The sequence below is a fragment of the Shimia gijangensis genome (assembly GCF_900142085.1).
Classification (GTDB): Bacteria; Pseudomonadota; Alphaproteobacteria; order Rhodobacterales; family Rhodobacteraceae; genus Shimia; species Shimia gijangensis.
This window is the reverse complement of sequence record NZ_FQZQ01000002.1, coordinates 219216-241737: the sequence shown is the minus strand read 5'-3', so window position 1 is coordinate 241737 and position 22522 is coordinate 219216. Positions and strand designations below refer to the sequence as shown.

Here is a 22522-nt window from a genome sequence, read left to right as displayed (position 1 = left end):
AAGAACGCAAAAACGTCCAGATTTCGCCCAATTTGCGGGATTTCTGCCTTAAATATGCCCAGATTTAGCGGAAGCCATGAATTTCATCACTCAATCTTGTCTCGAATCGCCAGTTGGGCGGCAGCGAGTCTGGCCACCGGAACCCGAAAAGGCGAGCAGGAAACGTAGTTTATTCCGATTTTTCGACAGAAATCGATTGATTCGGGGCTGCCACCGTGTTCGCCGCATACCGACAGCGTCAAATTTGGCTGCGAATTGCGTCCCCGTTCAGCACCCAATTTCAACAGTTCCCCCACTCCTTCAACGTCCAAGGTATGGAACGGGTCTTCCGGATAAACGCCCTGCTGAACATAGGCCGACATAAAGCGCCCGGCATCATCGCGCGATAGACCATATGTCATCTGTGTAAGGTCGTTTGTTCCAAAGCTGAAGAAATGGCAGTGCGGCGCAATCTCTTCGGCGCGCAGTGCCGCGCGAGGCGTTTCAACCATCACGCCCAAACGATAATCAAAATCAACCCCCGTCTCGGTGCGCACGGCTGCAGCCACGGCATCAACCCGAGTTTTGACCAATTCGACTTCGCGATTAGCACTAACCAAAGGTATCATGATCTCAGGCACCACCGGATCGCCTTCGTGGCTGGCCGCGATGGTCGCCTCAAAGATCGCTCTGGCCTGCATGTCGTAGATTTCCGGCACCGTTATTCCAAGCCGAACGCCACGCATGCCCAACATCGGGTTGTATTCACCCAATGCATCGACCCTGCGGGTCACATCCGACAAAGGAAGGCTCAGTGCTTCCGCCAAATCGCGCAGGCCAGCCCGGTCTGTTGGCAGAAATTCATGTAAGGGTGGGTCAAACAGGCGGATACAGACAGGCTGCCCCTCCATAATGCGGAACAACTCGGTAAAGTCGTCGCGCTGCATGGGCAATAGTTGCTCCAACGCAGAACGACGGTCTTCCGAGGCATCCGCAAAAATCATCTCACGCATCACCGTCAGTCGGTCTGCGTCAAAGAACATATGTTCAGTTCGACACAACCCAATGCCGTTGGCCTTAAAATTGCGCGCGGTTTTCGCGTCCGCTGGCGTATCGGCGTTGGCGCGCACATCAATGTCACGCTCTTTGTCCGCCCAGTTCATCAGGGACTGAAATGCGTCATCCAAGGCGGCTTCTAGCATGGCCGGCTCACCCGCCAGAATTTGTCCGTCCGAGCCATCCACCGTGATCATGTCACCTTCGCGAAACACCCGCCCGTCAGGACATGTCAGTGCGTGTTTACGCATCTGGAACCGCAAGGATGACGCACCGACCACGCATGGCAAACCCAGACCGCGCGCGATCACAGCCGCATGGCTGGTAATCCCACCGCGTTCCGTCAACACGGCACTGGCTGCATGCATACCCCGAATATCTTCCGGGTTGGTTTCCCGGCGCACCAAGACGCAAGCCTCGCCGCGCGCGGCACTGGCCTGCGCTTCTGCAGCCGAGAACACAATCTTTCCCGTCGCAGCACCCGGGCTTGCGGCAATTCCTGTCCCAATCACATCGCGCGGTGCTTCGGGGTCAACTTGCCTGTGGAGCAATTCGTTCAGTGCTCTGGGCTCGATCCTCAGCAGGGCCTCTTGTCTGGGAATAATGCCATCTTTGGCCAACCGAACAGCGATCCGCACCGCAGCCCGCGCCGAACGCTGTACCCGAACACCATCCAGAATATGCACTTCGCCGTTGTCTATGGTGAACTCGATCTGCATTTCTTCGCGCAGTTTCTCACGCATCAATGCGGCATGTGCCTTGAGCGCTTCAAACGCCGCCGGAGCTTTCTCTTCCAAAGAAGGGCCCCGGGTGTCGCGCTCAAGAAACAAAGATGCCGCCCCAGTCAGCAGCGCATCACGTCCTTGTGACTGACTTAGATACCGGCCGGTAATCTGCGGCAGACCGGTTGTGACATTGACCAGTTGCAATACACCTGACCCACATTCTCCATGACCAAGGCCCAACACCATCTCTTGCACAACAAGGCCCAGCCCGGCATCCGCCGGCGCCCCTTTGGCCTGCCGCAACAGGCGGGCAGACGTGCCTTCCCATGCGCGCGCCATTGAGCGCAATACGCCTGCCAACTGGTCGGCTGGTTGTTGTGGAAATGGCTCTTCCGCCTCGTCTTCATACGCATCAAGTGCCTGCTGACACACCGTATCGCTTTCCATGTCCATATCGTCGAACATGTCCGGGTCCAGCCGGGCAACGTGCACCGAATAGGATTGAATGAACCGCGCATAGAGCGCATTGGCAGCCTGCGCACCCATTTCTAGGCTCAACTGGGCATGACGCGCATCATTCATGCCGATATTCAGAATTGCTCCGGGCCCACCCCAGTCAGGGTCCTCGGATGACGGACGCACACAGATCAGACTCTCAGAGGCCAGCAAGGCCAGCAAGGCGTCCATATCCGGCATCTCGCCAGCAGCGATCCTGTGAACTTCATCAAACGACAAGGCAACCGTGCGTGGTACTGGCAAATCCAGGCGAACCAGGCGCTGCAGACACTTGGCCCGCCCGCCATGAGTGGCTGTCGCCACTGGCGCAGTGTCAGTGATAAACGTGATATCCGGATGTTCTTGCTGCACTGCGGCACCTCTCATTGCCCCCGCAGCATAAGGTTAAGCCGCGCCGGTTCAAGGAAAACCTTGTGAATTAGTCACAGCGCAGGAATCACCCTTCGACGCGAGCCAGATCAGCCACTCCAAGACAAATCTTGCGGATACGTGACAACAGGTTGAGCCGGTTCCGGCGGGTGATGTCATTGTCGGCATTAACCTGGACAGCCTCAAAGAAGGCATCAATCGGGGCGCGCAGAGCTGCCATGCCGCCCATGGCGGCCGCAAAGTCTTCGGCCTCGATGGCCGATGAGATTGCATTTTCCTGCTCGTCCAGAACCGCAAACAGCGCCTTTTCAGTGTGGTCTTCGGCGTGTTTTACATCTGCGCCAAAACTATACTCGACCCCGTCTTTTTCTTCGGCCTGAGAAACGATGTTGTTGGCGCGCTTGAACCCTTGCAACAGGTTTTCGCCGTCTTCGGTGCGCAGAAATGTCTCAAGCGCGCGTGCACGTTTTACCAACAGGTTCAGATCATCGTTGCCTGGCATCGCGATACAAGCATCAATTACGTCATGACGTACACCTTCGTCACGCAGGTACACTTTCAGACGGTCATGGAAGAAAGAGAGGAGGTCACGCGAAGTGTCCGGCACCTTGTCTTCCAACCCGAATAGCCACGACGATGGCATATCTTCGATTTTCTCCTGAACCGTTTTGAACGCCGCACCAAATACGCCGTGTTCAGCAATCTCTTCCAGAAGACTGTTCAACTCATTTTCCCGCACGGCTTCACCTTGGTGCGCTTCATGTCGCAACAATTGCATATCAAAGTAGCGATCCAACGGCAGGCGCAGATCATTCTCTTGCACCAGCCGGATCACGCCCAACGCGGCGCGGCGTAATGCGAACGGGTCTTTTGATCCGGTGGGTTTCTCATCAATTGCCCAGAATCCCGTCAGCGTGTCCAGTTTGTCGGCCAAAGCGACTGCCACGGAAACCGGTGCCGATGGCACATCATCTGAAGGTCCGAGCGGCGAGTAATGCTCTTCGGCCGCGGCCGCAACCTTATCGCTAAGGCTGGCGGTCGTCGCGTAGTAACGGCCCATCAACCCCTGCAGTTCAGGGAATTCATAAACCATTTCCGAACTGAGATCGGCCTTGGCAAACCGTGCCGCCTGCCCAATGACATCAGCATCCGCCCCGACCACAGGTGCAAGTTCACGTGCCAATGCAGTGAAACGTGCAATCCGGTCACCCTGGGTGCCCAGCTTGTTGTGGAAGGTCACGTTGTTGAGACTCTCAAGCCATGCTTCTGCACCGGCCTCGGCCACACGAATGTCGTTTTCCCAGAAGAACTTGGCGTCTGACAGGCGCGCGAACAGAACCTTCTGATTTCCCGCCAGAATGGTCGCGCCGTTGTCACTGGTTTCGCGATTGGCCACGGTGACAAATTTCTCAATCCGGTTTGTCTTCGGATTGCGCACGGAAAAAAACTTTTGGTGTTCTTTCATCGAGGTTTGCAACACCTCTGGCGGCAGGCCAAGGAAGTCTTCGGCAATGTCGCCCATCAGGACAACGGGCCATTCCACAAGACCGGAGACTTCGGCTAAAAGACCCTTGTCCTCAACCACCTCAAGCCCTAGGGCAAACGCCATATTCGTTGCGTCGTGCCAGATATGTTCGGCGCGCTCGGTTGCGTTCAAGATCACGTGGTCGCGTTTCAGCTTGGCTTCATAGTCTTCAAATCCGGTAACGGCAAAACGCCCCGAACCCATGAACCGATGACCTTCGGTGGTGTCGCTGGCTTGGATACCGTCGACATCCATCGGCACAACTTCGTGGCCGGATTCATCCGACAGGATGCACAAGATCGAATGTAGCGGGCGCACCCAACGCAAAGATCCAGCACCCCAACGCATTGATTTTTGCCAGGGAAAGTTACGGATGGTATTTTCCAAGACTTCGGCGATGAGTTCCGCCGCCGGACGCCCCGGTTTTTCAATCAAAGCAAAATAGACGTTGCCTTTGGGGGTTTCGCGTTCTTCCAAGGCATCACGTGTTAGGCCTGCACCACGCAGAAATCCTTCGATGGCTTTGTCCGGCGCGCCCACTTTGGGACCTTTGCGTTCTTCGCGCACTGTCGGGCTTTCGGCCAGCAGGCCATCCAGCGCCAAAGTCAGGCGGCGTGGCGTCGAAAATCCTTGGGCGGCTGCATAAGTCAGACCTGCCTCGACCAGGCCATCGGTCACACGTTTTTTCAGGTCATCAGCAGCACGCGTTTGCATACGGGCCGGGATTTCCTCGGAAAACAGTTCGATCAGCAGGTCAGGCATAAGAGGTCCTTAGAAGTTCACGATCATCTGGATAACAATCGCGTTGGCGATATCGACAAAAAAGGCCGAAACCAAGGGCAAAACGACAAAAGAGATCGGAGATGGCCCATAGCGTTTGGTCACTGCTGTCATATTGGCAATGGCTGTGGGTGTCGCCCCAAGGGAAAAGCCTCCAAAGCCAGCAGCCAGCACCGCGGCACGGTAATTGCGCCCCAGAACAGGAAACAACACATAGATGACGAACAAAACTGCAAAGAGCATTTGCAACCCAAGAATCAGAATGATTGGCCCACCAAGCCCTTTCAAAGACGCGATATCCAGCGCCATAAGGGAGATTGCCAAAAACGCGCCAAGGGTAAATTCCGAAATCACAGCAAGGCTTGGGGTGCGCGACACAGGCGCATCTTTCGGCAAGAAGTACGGGGCGACATTACCGATAATAATCCCCATGACCATGCAGGACACGAACAGCGGAAGGTTGACCCCAATCTCTTCGATGGCTTCGTCCAAAAGGTAGCCCAACACCACTGCCGAATTCAGCGCCAGAAAGACCCGCATCAGATTGACATGAGTGATAGGGTTGTCACCCTCCTTGTCATCGTGACTTCGACCCACGGTGTGCTCTTCGTCCGGGCGGCTGGGTGTAAGGCTGTTTCGCTCGACCAGAAATTTGGCGATAGGGCCGCCAACCAAAGCGGCCAGAACCAGCCCTATAGTGGCTACCGCAACACCAATCTCAGGCGCAGCGATCAACCCAGTGGTCTGGGCGACTTGCGGCGCCCATGCAATCGATGTGCCATGCCCCCCAATCAAAGAGGCTGACCCGAACAGCACACCCGACTGGCTTGGAAAACCAAAAAGCGTGGCTCCGACAACGCCAATCGCGTTTTGCCCAACAATCATGATGACTGTCAGCATCAAAAGCAGCACCAATAGCCAGCCTCCGGCTTTCAGGTCTGATATCCGTGCGTTCAATCCTATCGAGGCAAAAAACAGCACAAGAAACATGTCCCGGCTTGTGGTCGAAAACACCAAATCAAAACCGCTTAGAGCTTGAAACAGCCCGAATAGAAATGCGGCCAGTAAGCCGCCAGTTACCGGTTCGGGAATATTGAAGTTGCGCAAAAACGCCAGTTTGGCTGTCAGGCGAGCCCCCACGAGGAAAACCGCAAAACCAAGCGTTGCGGTAATAAATTCAGGTATGACAATTTCCGTGCCCAAGGCTCTACCCTCTTGGTTCTGGCGGACAGCCCTCCGGTGCGGGCAAGCCGTCAAAAACTTTTTCACCACAGTGGTTGATCTGGTGCCAGACAAAGCCACGCCCGTCTTCCATCACGGCGACCACCCTGTCGATACCATACACCACGTTTTCGGTTCCCATAAAGGCCAACGCTTTGCCTTGCTCAATCGCGGAACCCACTTCTTTAGCATCAAAGCAACCAAACCATTTTGGTGCCACCAAAGGCACGGCGCCTTCATATGGAACATAGGTTTCGGTTAGCATGGGATGCGACATCGACGTTGAAAAACAGGCCCGATAGCGAATAGGCGAGGACGTACCGTCAATCGCCTCAAAATTATCATAGAGAATCGCCTCGGGCTCACCGGTGACCATAAGCGTCATCTGAACATCGTCAGACCCGTTGGCCTGAACAGTCTCGTAATAGGCATAGACCTGTTGGTAATACATAGCGATGCCGCCAACGAGAGCCGTCACAACAATCAACATAGCGAGAAACTTTCCATTCACGCCGCGTATCCTCCGGCTTCGGTCAAAACAAAGGCATCCGCACATTGTTTGGCCAAGGCGCGCACGCGCCCGATATAGGCTTGTCGTTCTGTGACGGAGATCACACCGCGCGCATCCAACAAGTTAAATACATGGCTGGCTTTGATGCATTGGTCATAGGCGGGATGCGCCATAATGATCCGCTTGCCGGTTTTGGGGTCAACATGTTCTTGAGCAAGGATCGTTTCACACTCGGCTTCCGCCTCTTCAAAGTGCTTTAATAGAACGTCGGTGTTGGCCACGTCAAAATTCCACCGCGAATACTCTTGCTCGGTCTGTTTGAACACATCTCCGTAACTCAGCGCGGTTGGGGATTGAGGGTCGTTAAAGGGCATGTCCATTACGTGATCGACACCCAGAACATACATCGCCAGACGCTCCAGACCATAGGTCAATTCACCGGATACTGGATGACAGTCATGACCCCCAACCTGCTGAAAATAGGTAAACTGGCTAACTTCCATGCCGTCACACCAGACTTCCCAGCCAAGACCCCAAGCACCAAGCGTTGGCGATTCCCAGTCATCTTCCACGAAACGGATGTCGTGCAGATCCATGTCGATGCCGATGGCAGCCAAAGACCCCAGATATAGTTCCTGCAAATGGGGGGGGCTGGGTTTGATCAGCACTTGATACTGGTAGTAATGCTGCAAACGGTTCGGGTTTTCCCCGTAGCGTCCGTCCGTGGGGCGACGCGACGGCTGGACATAAGCTGCTGCCCAGGGCTTAGACCCCAGAGACCGCAACGTGGTGGCCGGATGGAAGGTGCCCGCACCCACTTCCATGTCATAGGGCTGCATCATCGCGCAGCCTTTTTCGGCCCAGTAAGTCTGGAGCCGCAAGATGATCTCTTGGAAGCTGCGTGGTTTGCTGTCGTATTGTGCCATGACGACCCCTTCTGGAATTGCGCGTTTTACCTATGATGCCACAGGCACGGGGTCAATCTCGTCAAACCGCAAATTATGAGTGCAAGTGGCGTGGGATTTGGTAAAGATGGCCGCTAATTAACATTTTTTTCTTCTGCAGGGGCCTTCAGCCAAATGATCCGTGTATTACTGTCGCTTTGTTTCACCATTCTCATTTCCACACAATCCGCATTAGCACAGTCCGATCAGGACATTGCATGGGTTCAGGTTGAGGCTCAGCCAAGCCTGACAGTGACGCAACAACGTGCCCAAGTTTATAGCCGCGATCTTCAGGACGTGAATGGGTTCTCTTTAGGGGGCGGGTGGTATGCGGTCGCGCTTGGCCCCTACACCCTTGCCGATGCCGAAACGGTTTTGAATGTTTATCGTAACGAAGGGTTGATCCCGGTCGACAGTTTTGTGGCCGAATCATCCGTGTTCCAAAAACAATTCTGGCCTGTTGGTGCAAATCTTTTGAATCTCCCTGCTCAGGTTCAGCCGCAGCTTGGCACAGGTGAAACGACGGCCAGCACCACACCAGAACCTGAACCGGAGCCCATTGATGAGACCCCACGCGAGGCCCGCGCCAGCGAAGCAGAACTCACCAAAGATGAACGCAAAGACCTGCAATCCTGGTTGAAATGGGCAGGGTATTATAACTCGGCGATAGATGGTGCTTTTGGGCGTGGCACACGTGGGTCCATGGGCGCCTGGCAGGCGGACAACGGCTATGAAGCCACAGGTGTTCTGACCACAATGCAGCGAGCAAAACTGCGCGCCCAGTATTTCGCAGTGCTTGAAGGCATGGATTTGCGACTGGTCTCCGACCCGGAAGCCGGGATCGACATGCAACTACCTATGGGTATTTTGAGCCAACCAGTAACCGAGTTTCCGTTTGTGCAATTCGATGCCTCAGGTGATGTGCCAGCCAAGGTTTTACTGATCAGCCAAGCCGGCGATCAGAACACGTTGTTTGGGCTTTACGACATCATGCAAACGCTTGAGATTGTACCACTAGAAGGTGAACGGTCGCGCAAAGACAAAAGCTTTGTCCTGACTGGTCAAAACCTCACAATCGTGTCGCACACCGAAGTCAGCCTGAAAGACGGTCACATCAAAGGGTTCACGTTGGTTTGGCCCATTGGTGACGAAGAACGCCGCAGCCGAATTTTGGGTGAAATGCAGGCGTCCTTCACTCGCACCGAGGGCGTTCTTGACCCAGCTGCAGGCAGCAACTCGACACAAAGCATCGACCTGTTGTCGGGGTTGGAGATTCGCAAACCTAAAATGTCACGCTCGGGCTTTTTTGTGGATAACAACGGCACTGTCATCACCACTGTGGAAGCAGTTCAATCCTGCACTCGTGTGACCTTGGAAAACGACTATCAGGCTGAAATTCTGGTGATAGATGACGCCAGCGGCATTGCGATTTTGCGGCCAACGACCAAACTGTCACCAATGCGCGTGGCCAGCCTTCGAAGCGGTGACGCCCGTCTGCAGTCAGATGTAGCTGTGTCTGGTTATTCCTACGAAGGCGTTCTTGGCGCACCAACCATGACGTTTGGCGTCCTTTCCGACATCAAGGGTTTGCGCGGAGAACCCGAGCTGAAGCGTCTTGCGATGAATGCCTTGCCCGGTGACACAGGTGGTCCGGTTCTGGATAGCGAAGGCACAGTGATGGGTATGCTTTTGCCCAAAGCCAATCAGAACGGTCAAAACCTGCCCAATGATGTCAGCTTTGCTCTTGGTTCGGATGCGATTGCATCGCTTCTGAGCGAAAACGGTCTGGTCGCGCAAGTGGCACTTGGCGAGGGCACACAAGCCCCCGAAGACATCAGCCGTCTTGGCAGCGACATGACTGTTCTTGTGAGCTGCTGGAACTAAGCAGCACAACGAACTCGGAAACCCAAAAACCTACGCCGCCGGACTAAACCCTAGTCCGGCGGCGTTTTTCGATCTTTCCGGGATGTAGGCCCGGCTTAGGCTGTCAATGCAGGTGTCATCCGGATCAGCGTTGGTCGATCAGCTTTGAAGGCATCCTGAACGGCCGCTTGCAATTCTTCCAGAGATGAAGGCTCAATTGCCAACGCTCCATAAGCTTCGGCTAATTTGCAGAAATCCGGGTTCATCGCCACGACCGCGTTTGGTGCAATCTGCGAGGCGATCATGTTTTCTTCAATTTCCTTCAATTTGCCATTGTCCCAAAGCAGGATCGGCATTGGCAGGCCCAGTTCCACCGCCGTGCCAAAGTCCTGGATCGTGTACTGAAATCCGTAGTCACCCGCGATACAGACCGTTGGTTTTCCAGGCCGGGCAACCGCCCCGCCAATCGCCGCCGGGAGCGCATATCCCAAAGTACCAAAGCCGTTCGGATGGTGCCAAAGACCCGAACTCGGCATGTCCCAAACCTCTTTGGCGACATAAGCAAACTGGGTCATATCCGAAAACACCATTGTGTCGTCGGGCATCACCTTGGCCAGAGCGTCACACAAGGCCACGATTCCTGGTCTGTCGGAATCGGTCTCTGCGCGGAACCGTGCCTTGGTCGCTGCAATATCCCCAGCCGACCACTTGGGGCTGGTATCTTGTGGCAGGTGCTCCAGAAGCTCTGTCAAAAACAGTTCTGAGTCTGCGTGGAACTTAATATCCGCGCGATGCTCATCCACCAAAACTTCGGGATCGATATCGACACGCACCAATGTGCTCGTATGTCCCAACTCGGTACGCCAAAGATCACATTCGGACAGTTCGCTGCCAATCACGATCACAAGGTCTGCGTCCTCAATGACGCGCACACTTTCGGGGCGACCCAGATAGCTGCCATAGCTCATTTGATCATCCGGGGCGAGCACGCCGCATCCTGCATAAGTGGTGAATCCAGCAGCTCCGCTGCGGCGCATGACATCCCGAGCAATAGCATCACAACGCACACCTCCGCCAAAGATGAACAACGGTTTTCTGGCCGCATTCAAAGTTTTTGCGAAACACTCCAAACCACCGGGCGCCAACGCACCGGCGCTCATCGCGTGCTCGCCGGGACTCAAGTCCGGTGCGGCCTCAGCATTGCGTCCCAATAGGGCGATCGGGACTTGAATATGCTTGGTGCGCGCCCGTTTGGTTTTAAACTCGCTCAGTGCGCGATCCACCAGAGTATAGGCCGCCTCAGCGGTTCTCGCCTCTTCGCTCCACTCACAAACAGTGGCAGCGGCCGCCTCCTGATCCAGCATCTGGTGCAACTGGCCACGTCGGGCAGACGTTTCATCAAGGCAGGACGACAACACCAGCACTGACACGCTGTCGCTATAGGCCTGCCCCATTGGTGTCATGATATTGCACAGGCCGGGACCGGTGATGACATAGGCCACACCGGGCTTGCCGGACGCACGCGCATATCCATCCGCCATAAAACCGGCGCCCTGTTCGTGACGCGCCAACACATGGGTGATGCCCGCCTCTTCGATACCGCGATACATCTCAACGTTATGCACACCAGGAATGCCAAAAATCGTATCTACTCCACGTGACTTCAACATATGTGAAATCTGTGCGCCAAGGGGGCGGCTGGTCATATCAGGATCTCCAAAATTGTGTGGTTAAGATGGCGTAGACCGCCAAAAGCTCGAGACGACCAATCAACATGCCTGCACTCAGCAGCCACTTTGCGGCGTCGTTGATATCTGCAAAATTTCCCGACGGGCCGATTGTGTCACCTAGGCCCGGGCCGATATTGGCCAAAGCGGCAGCGGCACCTGACAGAGCTGTGGTGAAATCAAGCCCGGTCATCCCCAACAAAACGGCCAAAACGCCCAACGTCACGGTGAAGAACACAAAGAAAGACATCACCGAGTTTAGCACGTCTTCATCGACACGACGTCCCTGATAACGGGGGGTAAACACGCCGCGCGGTTGCTGGATTTTCATCAACTGCACCCGGATCGATGCAAAAAGCAACTGATACCGGAACACTTTGATCGAACAGGCGGTTGACCCCGCGCAGCCACCGATCAGGCCAGTGAAGAACAGGATCGCGACCGGGAAACTGCCCCACAGCATGTAGTCTGCGCTGGCATAGCCCGTGCCCGTCAGGATCGAGACGGAATTAAACAAAACTTTACGAAAGCCCGCTTCGGTTTGAACGCCGACAATAAAAAACTGCCATGCGCCGATCAGGGCCACAATCGCAGCCGCCGTCATGAAAAAGGCCCTGATCTGACTGTCTGCAAACAACGGCTTGGCGCTGCCGGCTGTCAGCTGCACGAACCGCACGAACGGCAGTGCCGCCAGCAACATGAACACGACGGCCACATACTCCGTGCCCCCTGAGAAAGCCCCGAAAGACGCATCATAGTTGGCAAAACCGCCGGTGGCGATAGTCGTCATGGCATGCACAGTGGCATCAAAGGCGTTCATGCCCGTCAAAATATAGGCCAACGCGCACATCATCGTAAGCGCCAGATAAATCACCGAAATACGCGAGGAAATCTCGGTAGCGCGTGGCAGAATTTTTCCGAAGGTATCAAAACCTTCAGACCGGAAGATTTGCATACCCCCAACCCTCAATTCAGGCAGGAACACCATGGCGACAACAATAATACCGATCCCGCCCAGCCATTGCAGCAATCCGCGCCACAACAACAGGCCTTTAGGCATAGTCTCGAGCCCGGCAAAAACCGTTGAACCCGTGGTGGTCAGGCCAGACATGGCCTCAAAGAAGGCATCCACAAACCGAGCTTCGGTGTCGCCCAACAAAAATGGCAACGCCCCGAACAATGGCAGGGTGAGCCAGACACCGGTGGTCAGCAAAAAGGTCTGCTGAATCGTCAATCCCTTGCCTTTGGCCGTTTGGCAGGACAAGGCCACAAAGCCGCCGGTCAAAAAGGTCAGGATCGCGCACTCTAGAAAGACCGACCAATGCTCGTCCCCAGTGGCAAGGTCTACCAGCATGGGCAACAGCATTGTCAGCCCAAGCATCGCCACTAAAAGGCCAATCACATATCCAACGGGTCGCAGATCAAGCATGGGCAAAGCGTTGGCGTCCCCTGCGCCCGGTGTCAAGCGTCTGAGCATTTGAAATCAGCGGGATAGATGGGGAAATTTCCCCGTTTTACCTTATGAAATTCACCAGTCAGCAAAGTTCAACCACAGCAAACGGCCTGCTCCAAAGGCGCGAAAGGACTATACCGAATACTATACGGAATTGCAGAGCTGAGCCGGAAATTGCGTGAAAATTTCAGAAAACCGCTTAGCCGACGTGAAACAAGGTATTGAACAGCTTGGGATCCAGGCTGGCCGAAGCAAAAAATGGCCCATCCGTCAGCACCGAAACCGCATCATGGCTATGCAGGCTTTCCTGATGGCTGGCCACAACCTGGAAATCCCCGATCCGGGGGTCCGCCTTGAGTTGCTCACAAAACAGGCGCGCCGCATCTTCTACAAAGATCGGATTGGCTGCGTTCAGTTCGGCAAAGGCCTGTTCATCTTCGCGTTTGACCATGATTTGCGTCTCGGTCGGCACTGCAAGGCGGCACATGTCGATCAGATCTTCGAACCACAGTTTGCCACCGGGCAATACCTGCACCGAAATGCGCGCGACCGAGCGTTGCGAATGTGGTGTCGCCAATTGCCCGCGTGATTGGCGGGCGTGCTCGCTGAGTTCCAGAGAACAAGGACAGGTCGACGAATAGACATAGTCCAGATGCATAACCTTGTGCAGTTCACCAGACACTTGCACTTTTTCCATGGCAATATCGTAATACTGATACCCCGAAAGCCCCGAGCGCAGCGACTGGATTTGCATCGGATAGGAAAACCGCATCTGAATGCGTGCGTCCACAGATTCCAGATCGCTCACATAGTCCGCAAGCGCCTGCTCCATCACATCAAAGCTGAACGTTTTTTCTGCGTGTTTGTAGAAAGACCGCATGATGCGAGACATGTTGATGCCTTTCTTTTCCGCATCAAGGCTCACAGTGCCGGTCACGCTTGTCTCCAGCGTCACATCGCTGTTGTCGCGAGAATGAAATCGGATTGGCAGTCTAAAGTTCGAAATGCCTACATGCTGAATCTGCTGCTTTTCGCCTTTGATCAGGCTGGCAGGGCCATTTTGCAAGTCAGGCAGTGAATCGCGATAGACCTCGGTTACCGTGAAATCTTCCGGGTAATCGCGATTGAGGTCTGGATAATTGGCCAGGGGCTGGTCTGGCAAAAGACGCGCAATCGCCGAATCAAGTTCGGCAATTTCGGTGGGTGTCGCAGACGCAGCCCACGCGCGCAGGCGACGCAATGCTTCGACAGCCTCACGGCGTGCCTGATCATCCTTGGAATCGGCTGAGTAAATATTCATGCGTTTTCTGCCTTTCGCGTCCTGCAGAGTTTTAACTTAGGGTACTTGAGGCGGGATTTCCAATTTCGAAAGGAAATGCCCCGGAAACGACCCTTTGTCCCAAGAATTCATGCTCTAGGTCGCAATCGCACTTGAGCGACGCGCCTACCACTTGCACTCTGAGAATCAGGAGGACACCCCATGCGCGATATAATTGATCTTGATCGCTACTCTTTGGATCAGCCCGACTCTGACGCGTGGCGGGCGTTGGTTGACCGTTGCAGAGTTGATCTGGCGCGCGACGGTATGTTTAATCTCGAGGGTCTCATGCTTGAGGATATCGCAGCCAAAACTGCCGCCGAATCCGCGCCGCGCTTTGCCAAAGAAGCCTTTCGTCACGAGCGCGAGCACAATATCTATTTCCAAGACAGGATTGAGGGGCTGGCGGATGATCACCCTGCCCTTGCGAGATTTCAAACCTCGAACCTGACGCTTTGCGCTGATCAATTCAAAGACGACCCTTTGACGCGACTTTATGAATGGCGGATGTTCAGCCGATTTCTGGCCGCCACAATGGACAAGCCTGCGCTTTTCACCATGGATGATCCGCTCGCATCGTGGAACCTGATGTCCTATGACGCAGGTCAGGCACTAAACTGGCATTTTGACCGTTCAGAGTTCACAACCACGATGTTGATGCAGGCCCCGGACAAAGGGGGCGAGTTCATCTATCGCACCGATTTGCGCACCCATGACGACCCAAATTATGACGGTGTTGCCCGGATGCTGCGCGGTGAAGACGATCAGGTTCAGTCTCTGACCCTGACGCCTGGCACGCTGAATGTGTTTCGCGGTAAGAACACGCCACACAGGGTTGGGCAGGTCTCTGGAGACAAAGCCCGCATCATCGCAGTGTTTTCGTTTTATAACCGCCCCGGCGTCCGTTTTTCGGACGCCGAGCGAATTGGATTTTATGGAAGAAGCGGCCCGCCTCAGACCTGATCCAGCGCCTGTTTCAGGTCCGCTGCCAGATCGTCTGCATCCTCAAGTCCCACAGAAAACCGCACCAGACCGGGCGTGATACCCAATGAGGCCTTCTGGTCATCGGGCAGACGCTGGTGCGTGGTCGTTGCTGGGTGGGTGCAAATAGATTTAGCGTCGCCGAGGTTGTTCGAAATCACTGCGATATTCAGCGCATTCAGGAACCGAAAGGCTCCCGACTGACCACCCTTGATGTCCAAAGACAGAACTGTGCCGCCTTTTCCACCCAGTTGACGCTGCACAAGACCGTTCTGCGCATGGGTTTTGAGTCCGGGATAAATCGTGCGCGCGAGCTTCGGATGACCATCCAACGCCTCGGCCAGCTTCAGCGCGCTTTCGGCTTGTGCCCGCACCCGCAGGTCAATGGTTTCCAAGCCCTTGAGCATCACCCAGGCATTGAACGGAGACAGGCTGCCGCCGGTGTGTTTCATGTAAGGCTCAACAGTGCCCCGGATGAACTCTTTGGTGCCTAAAATCACGCCGCCCAATGTACGTCCCTGCCCGTCAATATGCTTGGTCGCAGAGTAAATCACCACATCGGCGCCTTGCTCAATCGCGTTTGAGAACACAGGTGTTGAGAATACGTTGTCGACCACCACAGTGGCCCCCATCGAATGGGCAATCTCGGCCACAGCAGACACATCAATGACTTCAAGTGTGGGGTTGGACATGGATTCAAAAAACACAACATTGGTGTCTGCGCGCACCGCCTTGCGCCATGCATCCAGATCCGTGCCATCCACCAAAGTGACCTCAACCCCAAACCGCACCAGGATGTCTTCAAGGATATAAAGACAGGATCCAAACAGGGCTTTGGCCGCCACCACATGGTCACCCGCTTTTAGCAGCGAAGTTAGCGCTCCGTTGACGGCCGCCATACCCGAAGCGGTCGCGAAAGCATCCTCGGCGCCTTCCAGCATCGCAATCCGCTCTTCAAACATTGCGACGGTTGGGTTGCCGTAACGGGCATAGATAAACTCATCATCGCCTGATTTCAGGAACCGGGCCTCGGCCTGTTCCGCGTTTTCGTAGACAAATCCCTGGGTCAGGAAAATTGCCTCGCTCACTTCGTTGTACTGGCTGCGGCGCGTGCCGCCATGGACCAGGTTTGTGCGCGTTTTATAGTCGCTCATCGCGTCCTCCTGTGGCCGTTTGGCCAAACAAAAACCCCCGATCGGCCAAGCGAAAAGGGGGTTCCTTCGTCCTGACCTCTTTAGCGGTTTATTTAAAGTGGCCCGCAATCCGGTAACAAATCGCCACTGGGCATTGTTTAGTAAGGCGCGTGCAAGACGTCAACACCTCGTGAGGGCGCATTGTGCTCTTGCTCCTGTCTCAGAAAGACGCATCATATCCGCAAGCGAGCAAAGGACGTGCAGCATGATCGATCTATACTTTTGGCCAACGCCGAACGGGTGGAAGATATCCATCGCTCTGGAAGAGATGGGTCTGTCCTATGACACTCACCTGATCAACATTGGCAAAGGCGATCAGTTCGACCCTAACTTCCTAAAAATCGCGCCGAATAATAGAATGCCCGCGATTGTTGATCACGATGGCCCTGATGGCACGCCAGTATCGGTCTTCGAAAGTGGCGCGATCCTGCAATACCTTGCACGCAAGACCGGACAGTTTGGCGGCGCCACAGAACGCGAGCGCGTTGCGGTTGAAGAATGGCTGATGTGGCAAATGGGTGGCGTTGGACCGATGGCAGGTCAGACACACCATTTTTGGAAATACGCCCCGGCGATGGAGCCACCCAATGATATTCCCTATGCCAAGGAACGGTATCGCGCCGAGGTTGCGCGACTCTATGGCGTGTTAGATCGCCAACTGGCCAACAATGAATTTGTTGCTGGAGATTTTTACTCTATCGCGGATATTTCGATCTGGGGCTGGGCCTCGCTTTGGGAAGGCCAACAGCAGACACTGGATGACAAGCCCTGCTTTTCACGGTGGCTGGACCAAATGGCTGCGCGCCCGGGCGTGCAACGGGGACGAGCGCTGCATGCAGACAAGCGTGGCGATTTCCGAAAAGTCACTGACGCACAGTCAGTTTTGTTCAAACGTTCTTGAATTGTCGACCGCGCCGTGCGGCCTAGCCCAAGGCTTTTCGAAAAACCTGTTATTTTCGAGGAAAGGCGCGGGAGAGCGCCTTAGTCTTTTTCCTCTTCCAAGGCGAATTTCTGCAACAATCCCCCCTGGGTCATAAAAAAGGCAAACACCGCGGCTGTCAGGCCGAAAGTTTTGAAATAGACCCAAGTGTCCGTGGACTGCGTACGCCAGATAATCTCATTCAAAACCGCGAGCCCTATAAAGAAAGCCGTCAGGCGCTTGGTTAAAAGCATCCATCCCTCTTCTTTCAGAGGCATCATCTCTTCCATCACAAATTTCAGGTAGGATTGGCCGCGTATCAGCCCGATGCCCAACGCACCGCCAAACAAAAGGTAGATCATCGTCGGCTTCATCTTAAAGAATCGGTCGTCATTCAGCCAAACTGAAAGCCCGCCGAAAACCACGACCAATACCAGTGTCGCCACCTGCATCTTGGACAGATGCCCCGTCAGCTTCCACAAGATACCCGTGGACAGGATCATCAGGGGAATGAATCCGGCAGTGACCACGATAAAGCCAGCATAATCGGTTCCACCAATCAGAAACGTTTCCTCGCGTAGCTTTAAGTACGCCACGAAAAACACCACGATGGGGCCCAGTTCGAGACCCGTCTTCAGTAACGGGTTGATCTTTTTCTTGTCGCTCATCTGTTCACCTGCCTGTTGCCCGCCTGTTCTGGCGCAATCAGCCGCCCAGTTCAACCAAGACCGCACCAGCCGCAATCATTGTCATTAGAGCGATCCGCCGGGGGCCGACAGTTTCACGCAGAACCAGCCAGCCAACCAGGGCTGCAAACACAGGTGACGTCTCGCGCAAAACTGCTGCTTCTCCGACCTGCCCCAATCGGGTGGCGATCATGATTGATCCGAAACTGCCCCAGGCCGTAAAGGCTCCTGCCATCCCGCGCAGAAAAAGCGGTTTCAAGGGCGGAGGATAGGCCATGTTGCGTAGGCGCAGCGCTGCAATGACCGGAAAGTCGAGCGAGCTGAGAAAGAAAAACCACATCAGAAATGTGAATGGATTGGCGGTCGCGCGCACGCCATAGGCATCCCAAGTCGTATATAGCGCCACCAAGGCTCCGGTAAACACGGCCAACCAAAGGGCTGGCACCAAAGTGTCACGACCAACCTCAACATGGATCAGATTGTAGATCGCCAACCCAAAAATTCCAGCCAGCAGAACCGCCACCCCAAACCATTGCAGTGGCGCAAAGCTTTCACCAAACACAATCCACGCGCCAATCACTGTAAATAAGGGTCCTGTGCCCCGCACAACCGGATAGACCACCGTATATGCCCCTCGGGCATAGGCCAACGCCTGCCCAAGTTTGTAAACAAAATGGATCACCACGGACCCAAGCAACAACAGCCAGACATGCCCTTCAGGCCATGGCACCAGAAACAAAGCCACAGGCATCGAGATCAACGTTAAGGAGAAATCAATCGCTCCTCGGGACAGCCACGGATCATGGCGCCCCTTTTGAAGGGCACCAAAAACCGCATGCAGAAAGGCTGCGACCAGCGCAAGCACTAAGGCCGCCTGCGCACCCGCGGGCGTGCCTTCGATGGAAAGTACCCAATCGCTCATAAAGCGGCCTTAGTTTTGTTAGGAAAGGCCGGGGGCTGCCTGCCCCCGGACCCCCGGGGATATTTGAAACCAGATGATCTATTACTCAGTCGTAAGCCCAGTCAGGGCCGCGGCAAACTCTTCGGGGTCAAACGGAGCAAGGTCATCAATTTGCTCGCCAACGCCAATGGCGTGGATGGGTAGGCCAAATTTGTCAGCCAAGGCAACCAATACGCCACCCTTGGCGGTTCCATCCAGTTTGGTCATTACGAGGCCTGAGACGTCCGCAAGCTTTTGAAAGGTTTCAACCTGCGACAGCGCGTTTTGACCGGTGGTGGCATCCAGCACCAAAAGCGTATTGTGCGGTGCGGTTTCGTCCTTTTTGCGGATCACACGCACGATTTTTGACAACTCTTCCATCAAGTCCGCACGGTTCTGCAATCGGCCGGCAGTGTCGATCATCAACAGATCAGCGCCATCTTCCTGAGCCTTGGTGATCGCATCAAAAGCAAGGCTGGCAGGATCTGAGCCTTCCGGGGCTGTCAAAACCGGCACCCCGGCGCGTTCGCCCCAAACCTGAAGCTGTTCTACAGCTGCTGCCCGAAAAGTGTCGCCCGCAGCGATAACCACCTTCTTGCCTGCTGCCCGAAATTGGCTGGCCAACTTGCCGATTGTGGTGGTTTTTCCCGATCCATTAACGCCAACGACCAGAACCACCTGAGGGGTGGTCGGATAGAGTGGCAAGGGTCTGGCCACGGGCTCCATAATCCGCGCCACTTCACTGGCCAGAAGTTGTTTGATCTCGCTGGTCGACAGACGTTTGCCAAATCGGCCTTCGGCAATGTTGGCCGTGACCCGCAATGCTGTGTCGACACCCATGTCAGAGGCAATCAGCAGCTCCTCCAATTGTTCTAGCATATCATCGTCCAGAACACGCTTAACCACAGGCTGGCTGCTGGCACGGCCCGTCAGGCGGGCAAGAAACCCCGGTTTGCTGGCTGGTTTTAACGGTTCCGTCTCTGGAACTGAGGGTTTCGCAACAGGCTCGGGGATCTGTTCGGGTTCGGGTGCCGCTTCAGGCATTTCAAAAATTTCAGGCGTTAGTGTCGGTGTTGGTTCAGAGACCTCGTCAATCACTAGAGAAGCAGCCGTTTCTGGCACTGGTTCCGGCACCACTGGCGCAGCTTGAGGCTCGGGCGCTGGCTGAGGCGTTACTTCTTCGGCAGCGATTTCTTCGCCACCATCTTCAACAATCGCATCAAGTCCTTCTTCGAGTTTCGAAGAGGATTTGAACAACTTGTCTTTGAGCTTGGAAAAAAACGCCATGGGGGCCTCCGAAAATCGTCTTCCCCCAAGTAATGCGCACTTACGGGAATTGGAAGAGCGGCGTTGACCAACCCGCACCTGCTAGGATCGCAAATTGTCCACCTGCATACAGACTCCAAAGCACAACCGAGGCTGGTACTTGCCAGCGTGAGGTGTCAGCCATTCGGAATAGCTGGACCGACAGGATCGTATCGGACGCCATAAAGGCAAAGGCCCCGATCAAAGCCAGCGGCAATCCCGGCAGGTCCAGCGCAGTTAGTCCCATGAGAGAGATTAACAGCACATAGACCCGCACAGGCCATCGCATATCATCCGTGTAAGGTGCCAGCCATTTTTCCGTGGACAGGGCAAACAAAATCACCGCTCCTGCCGCAACTGGCATAGCCATGGCTCCACCAAGCCCACCGGCCAGGCCCCAAAAATGCGCAATATAGAGAACATGAGCTAAGGCAAAGCCAATCAGCCCCACCAAAAATGGCCGATCTCCGTCACGAGACAAAGCAATGTCGCCAATCGCAGATAAAAACAGGGCACCAATCACCAAAGGGTGTGCGAAGGTGGCCAATCCTGCCAAGGCAAAGCTGAGCAAAGGCACTGATTTGACCAGTGTTTTGGCTTTAGATGGGCCGCGATAACAATAGGCGGCCGCGTAAGTCACTGCCGCAATTAACCCTATGACCAAGAATGAGAGCCGGAGTGACTGGCGAAACGCAATTTCTTCCACAATTGTCATGTCACTCGGCCCCTCCCGCGTTGCCTGTGCAGGCTATGCGCGAAAGGGTGCCGTTGTCATCCATAGCGTGACGGAAACCGTGAGCCTTAGATTTCGTCTGCAAAATGTTTGATGGTCATGCGGATGGGATTGGGGGCTGCCTGCCCCAGACCACAGATCGAGGCGTCGACCATTGCAGTAGACAATTCTTCCAGCAATCCTGTGTCCCAGTTATCGGCCTGCATCAACTTCACAGCTTTTTCACAACCTACTCGGCAGGGTGTGCACTGACCGCAGCTTTCGTCCTCAAAGAACCGCAACATATTCAGCGCAGCGTCACGCGCACTGTCGTTGTGGCCAAGAATCACCACAGCCGCCGAGCCGATAAAGGTGCCATGTGGTTGCAGCGTATCAAAATCCAGCGGGATATCGTTCATGCTGGCTGGCAGAATGCCCGAAGACGGACCACCGGGTTGATAGGCTTTGAAATCATGGCCTGCGGCCATGCCACCACAGGCCACAATCACATCTGTGATGGTCGATCCTGCTGGCAAAAGATGTACACCGGGGTTTTTCACACGGCCTGAGACCGAGTATGACCGCAGCCCTTTGCGGCCGTTTTTTTCGACCGCATTCAACACTTCGGGACCTTCGCGACAAATACGCGAGACCCAGTGCAGCGTTTCGACATTGTGCACGAGAGTCGGACGACCAAAGATACCAACCTGCGCCACAAAGGGTGGGCGGTGGCGCGGCTCACCGCGTTTGCCTTCAATCGATTCGATCATGGCGCTTTCTTCACCGCAGATATAAGCTCCTGCCCCGCGACGCAGATCGATATAGCCGGGCTCAACAAGGCCAGCCTTTTCCAAAGCAGCAATCTCGGTCGCAAGGATATGCAGAACCGCAGGATATTCATCGCGCATGTAGATGAACGCTTTTTCCGCTTCAACCGCCCAAGCCGCGATCAACATGCCCTCAAGAAAGACATGCGGAGTGCGCTCCAGATAATAGCGATCTTTGAATGTGCCCGGCTCACCTTCGTCGCCATTCACGGCCAGATAACGCGGCCCTTCGTTGGCGCGCACAAAGCCCCATTTGGTGCCCGAGGGGAAACCTGCACCGCCAAGACCACGCAGGCCTGCGTCCTTGACGCGGGCCTGAACCTCTTCCCAGTCACCATTGGCGCGCAGGGATTTCAGGGCGTCGTAGCCACCATCTGCAGAATAGGCATCATAGCCTTCATAGTCGGGAATATGGGTATGGGTGTCACCCGCGGCGATTGCCGCCTGCACTTTTTCAGGCGTGGCGTGATCGATATGGTTGTGGCCGATTTCCAGAACAGGGGCTGTATCACAGCGCCCCATGCAAGGGGCCCGCACAACACGCACCTCAGAAGCATCAAGCCCATCTTCGAGCGCTTTTTGTAGCTGTTCCGCTCCGGCCAGTTCGCAAGACAGCGAGTCGCAAACCCGAATGGTCAGCGCAGGCGGAGGGGTTTCATCTTCTTTCACGACATCGAAATGCGCGTAAAAACTGGCGACCTCAAATATTTCGGCCTGACCAATGCGTAATTCTTCGGCAAGCGCACGAATGTGGCCAGCAGACAGGTGGCCATAGGCGTCCTGCACGAGATGGAGAAACTCAATCAACAGATCCCGGTTACGGGGTTGTTCCCCCAAGAGGGCCTGCACTTCGGCGTGTGCCACATCATCCAGTTGGCGGCCTTTGGGTGTTTTACGCCCTTTGCCTTTGCCGGATTTCCAGATGCCCTTTTTGGACTCGTCCAGTGCCATATCGGTTCCCCGTCATTTCAA

17 protein-coding genes and 1 riboswitch are annotated in these 22522 nt (G+C 55.0%); of the genes, 3 read left to right on the top strand and 14 right to left on the bottom strand.

The genetic code is table 11. The annotated features are described in order from the left end of the window. Window positions 1-86: 86 nt before the first annotated feature. The 5 genes from ppdK to BUC32_RS02625 all read right to left on the bottom strand — a co-directional run bounded on the left by ppdK (window position 87) and on the right by BUC32_RS02625 (window position 7608). Complete coding sequence (gene ppdK, locus BUC32_RS02645) at window positions 87-2642, bottom strand: pyruvate, phosphate dikinase (protein WP_073249103.1); 2556 nt, start codon at window positions 2640-2642, stop codon at window positions 87-89. A gap of 70 nt (window positions 2643-2712) precedes the next feature. Beyond that, window positions 2713-4932 (bottom strand): glycine--tRNA ligase subunit beta, encoded by a 2220-nt coding sequence (gene glyS, locus BUC32_RS02640; protein WP_073249101.1) that lies wholly within the window; start codon window positions 4930-4932, stop codon window positions 2713-2715. 9 nt (window positions 4933-4941) lie between these two features. Next, window positions 4942-6153: a sodium/glutamate symporter gene (gene gltS / locus BUC32_RS02635; protein ID WP_073249099.1), complete on the bottom strand. Its 1212-nt coding sequence runs from the start codon at window positions 6151-6153 to the stop codon at window positions 4942-4944. A gap of 4 nt (window positions 6154-6157) precedes the next feature. Next, window positions 6158-6661: a DUF6446 family protein gene (locus BUC32_RS02630; protein ID WP_175556886.1), complete on the bottom strand. Its 504-nt coding sequence runs from the start codon at window positions 6659-6661 to the stop codon at window positions 6158-6160. Window positions 6662-6678: 17 nt separating this feature from the next. After that, on the bottom strand, window positions 6679-7608 hold the full coding sequence (locus BUC32_RS02625; RefSeq protein ID WP_073249095.1) for a glycine--tRNA ligase subunit alpha: 930 nt from the start codon (window positions 7606-7608) through the stop codon (window positions 6679-6681). Window positions 7609-7761: 153 nt separating this feature from the next. Here BUC32_RS02625 and BUC32_RS02620 point away from each other — a divergent pair, with 153 nt between their 5' ends. Further along, a complete protein-coding gene (locus tag BUC32_RS02620; protein ID WP_073249093.1) occupies window positions 7762-9510 on the top strand; it encodes a serine protease in 1749 nt (582 codons plus the stop codon). A 95-nt stretch (window positions 9511-9605) separates the two neighbouring features. Here BUC32_RS02620 and BUC32_RS02615 read toward each other — a convergent pair whose 3' ends face one another. The 3 genes from BUC32_RS02615 to folE2 form a co-directional block, all read right to left on the bottom strand. Then, window positions 9606-11195 carry a thiamine pyrophosphate-binding protein gene (locus BUC32_RS02615; RefSeq protein WP_073249091.1) on the bottom strand — a complete coding sequence of 530 codons (1590 nt, stop codon included), beginning with the start codon at window positions 11193-11195 and terminating at the stop codon, window positions 9606-9608. Between the two features lies 1 nt (window position 11196). Beyond that, a complete protein-coding gene (locus tag BUC32_RS02610; protein WP_073249263.1) occupies window positions 11197-12645 on the bottom strand; it encodes a TrkH family potassium uptake protein in 1449 nt (482 codons plus the stop codon). 223 nt (window positions 12646-12868) lie between these two features. Further along, on the bottom strand, window positions 12869-13969 hold the full coding sequence (gene folE2 / locus BUC32_RS02605; protein WP_073249088.1) for a GTP cyclohydrolase FolE2: 1101 nt from the start codon (window positions 13967-13969) through the stop codon (window positions 12869-12871). Window positions 13970-14149: 180 nt separating this feature from the next. On the opposite strand from folE2, the gene BUC32_RS02600 reads away from it, so the two are divergent. Beyond that, entirely contained in the window at window positions 14150-14950 is an 801-nt protein-coding gene (locus BUC32_RS02600) for a HalD/BesD family halogenase (RefSeq protein ID WP_073249086.1), read from the top strand. Here the strand turns inward: BUC32_RS02600 and metZ are convergent. Then, entirely contained in the window at window positions 14941-16122 is a 1182-nt protein-coding gene (gene metZ, locus BUC32_RS02595; RefSeq protein ID WP_073249084.1) for an O-succinylhomoserine sulfhydrylase, read from the bottom strand. The two genes, BUC32_RS02600 and metZ, sit on opposite strands and share 10 nt — an antisense overlap. A gap of 59 nt (window positions 16123-16181) precedes the next feature. Then, a riboswitch (SAM riboswitch) is annotated at window positions 16182-16259 on the bottom strand. Window positions 16260-16366: 107 nt separating this feature from the next. Here metZ and BUC32_RS02590 point away from each other — a divergent pair. Further along, the gene (locus BUC32_RS02590; protein WP_073249082.1) at window positions 16367-17062 is read left to right on the top strand and encodes a glutathione S-transferase N-terminal domain-containing protein; all 696 of its coding nucleotides are present in this window, start codon (window positions 16367-16369) and stop codon (window positions 17060-17062) included. A gap of 80 nt (window positions 17063-17142) precedes the next feature. On the opposite strand, the gene BUC32_RS02585 is transcribed toward BUC32_RS02590, so the two are convergent. The 5 genes from BUC32_RS02585 to BUC32_RS02565 form a co-directional block, all read right to left on the bottom strand. Continuing rightward, on the bottom strand, window positions 17143-17748 hold the full coding sequence (locus BUC32_RS02585; protein WP_073249080.1) for an inner membrane-spanning protein YciB: 606 nt from the start codon (window positions 17746-17748) through the stop codon (window positions 17143-17145). Window positions 17749-17785: 37 nt separating this feature from the next. Further along, a complete protein-coding gene (locus tag BUC32_RS02580) occupies window positions 17786-18688 on the bottom strand; it encodes a DMT family transporter (protein WP_073249078.1) in 903 nt (300 codons plus the stop codon). 81 nt (window positions 18689-18769) lie between these two features. Next, window positions 18770-19993, bottom strand: coding sequence for a signal recognition particle-docking protein FtsY (gene ftsY, locus BUC32_RS02575; protein WP_073249076.1), 1224 nt, complete (start codon window positions 19991-19993; stop codon window positions 18770-18772). Window positions 19994-20033: 40 nt separating this feature from the next. Further along, a complete protein-coding gene (locus BUC32_RS02570) occupies window positions 20034-20726 on the bottom strand; it encodes a lysoplasmalogenase (protein ID WP_073249074.1) in 693 nt (230 codons plus the stop codon). An 86-nt stretch (window positions 20727-20812) separates the two neighbouring features. Then, window positions 20813-22501 carry an NAD(P)H-dependent oxidoreductase subunit E gene (locus BUC32_RS02565; RefSeq protein WP_073249072.1) on the bottom strand — a complete coding sequence of 563 codons (1689 nt, stop codon included), beginning with the start codon at window positions 22499-22501 and terminating at the stop codon, window positions 20813-20815. Window positions 22502-22522: the final 21 nt, after the last annotated feature.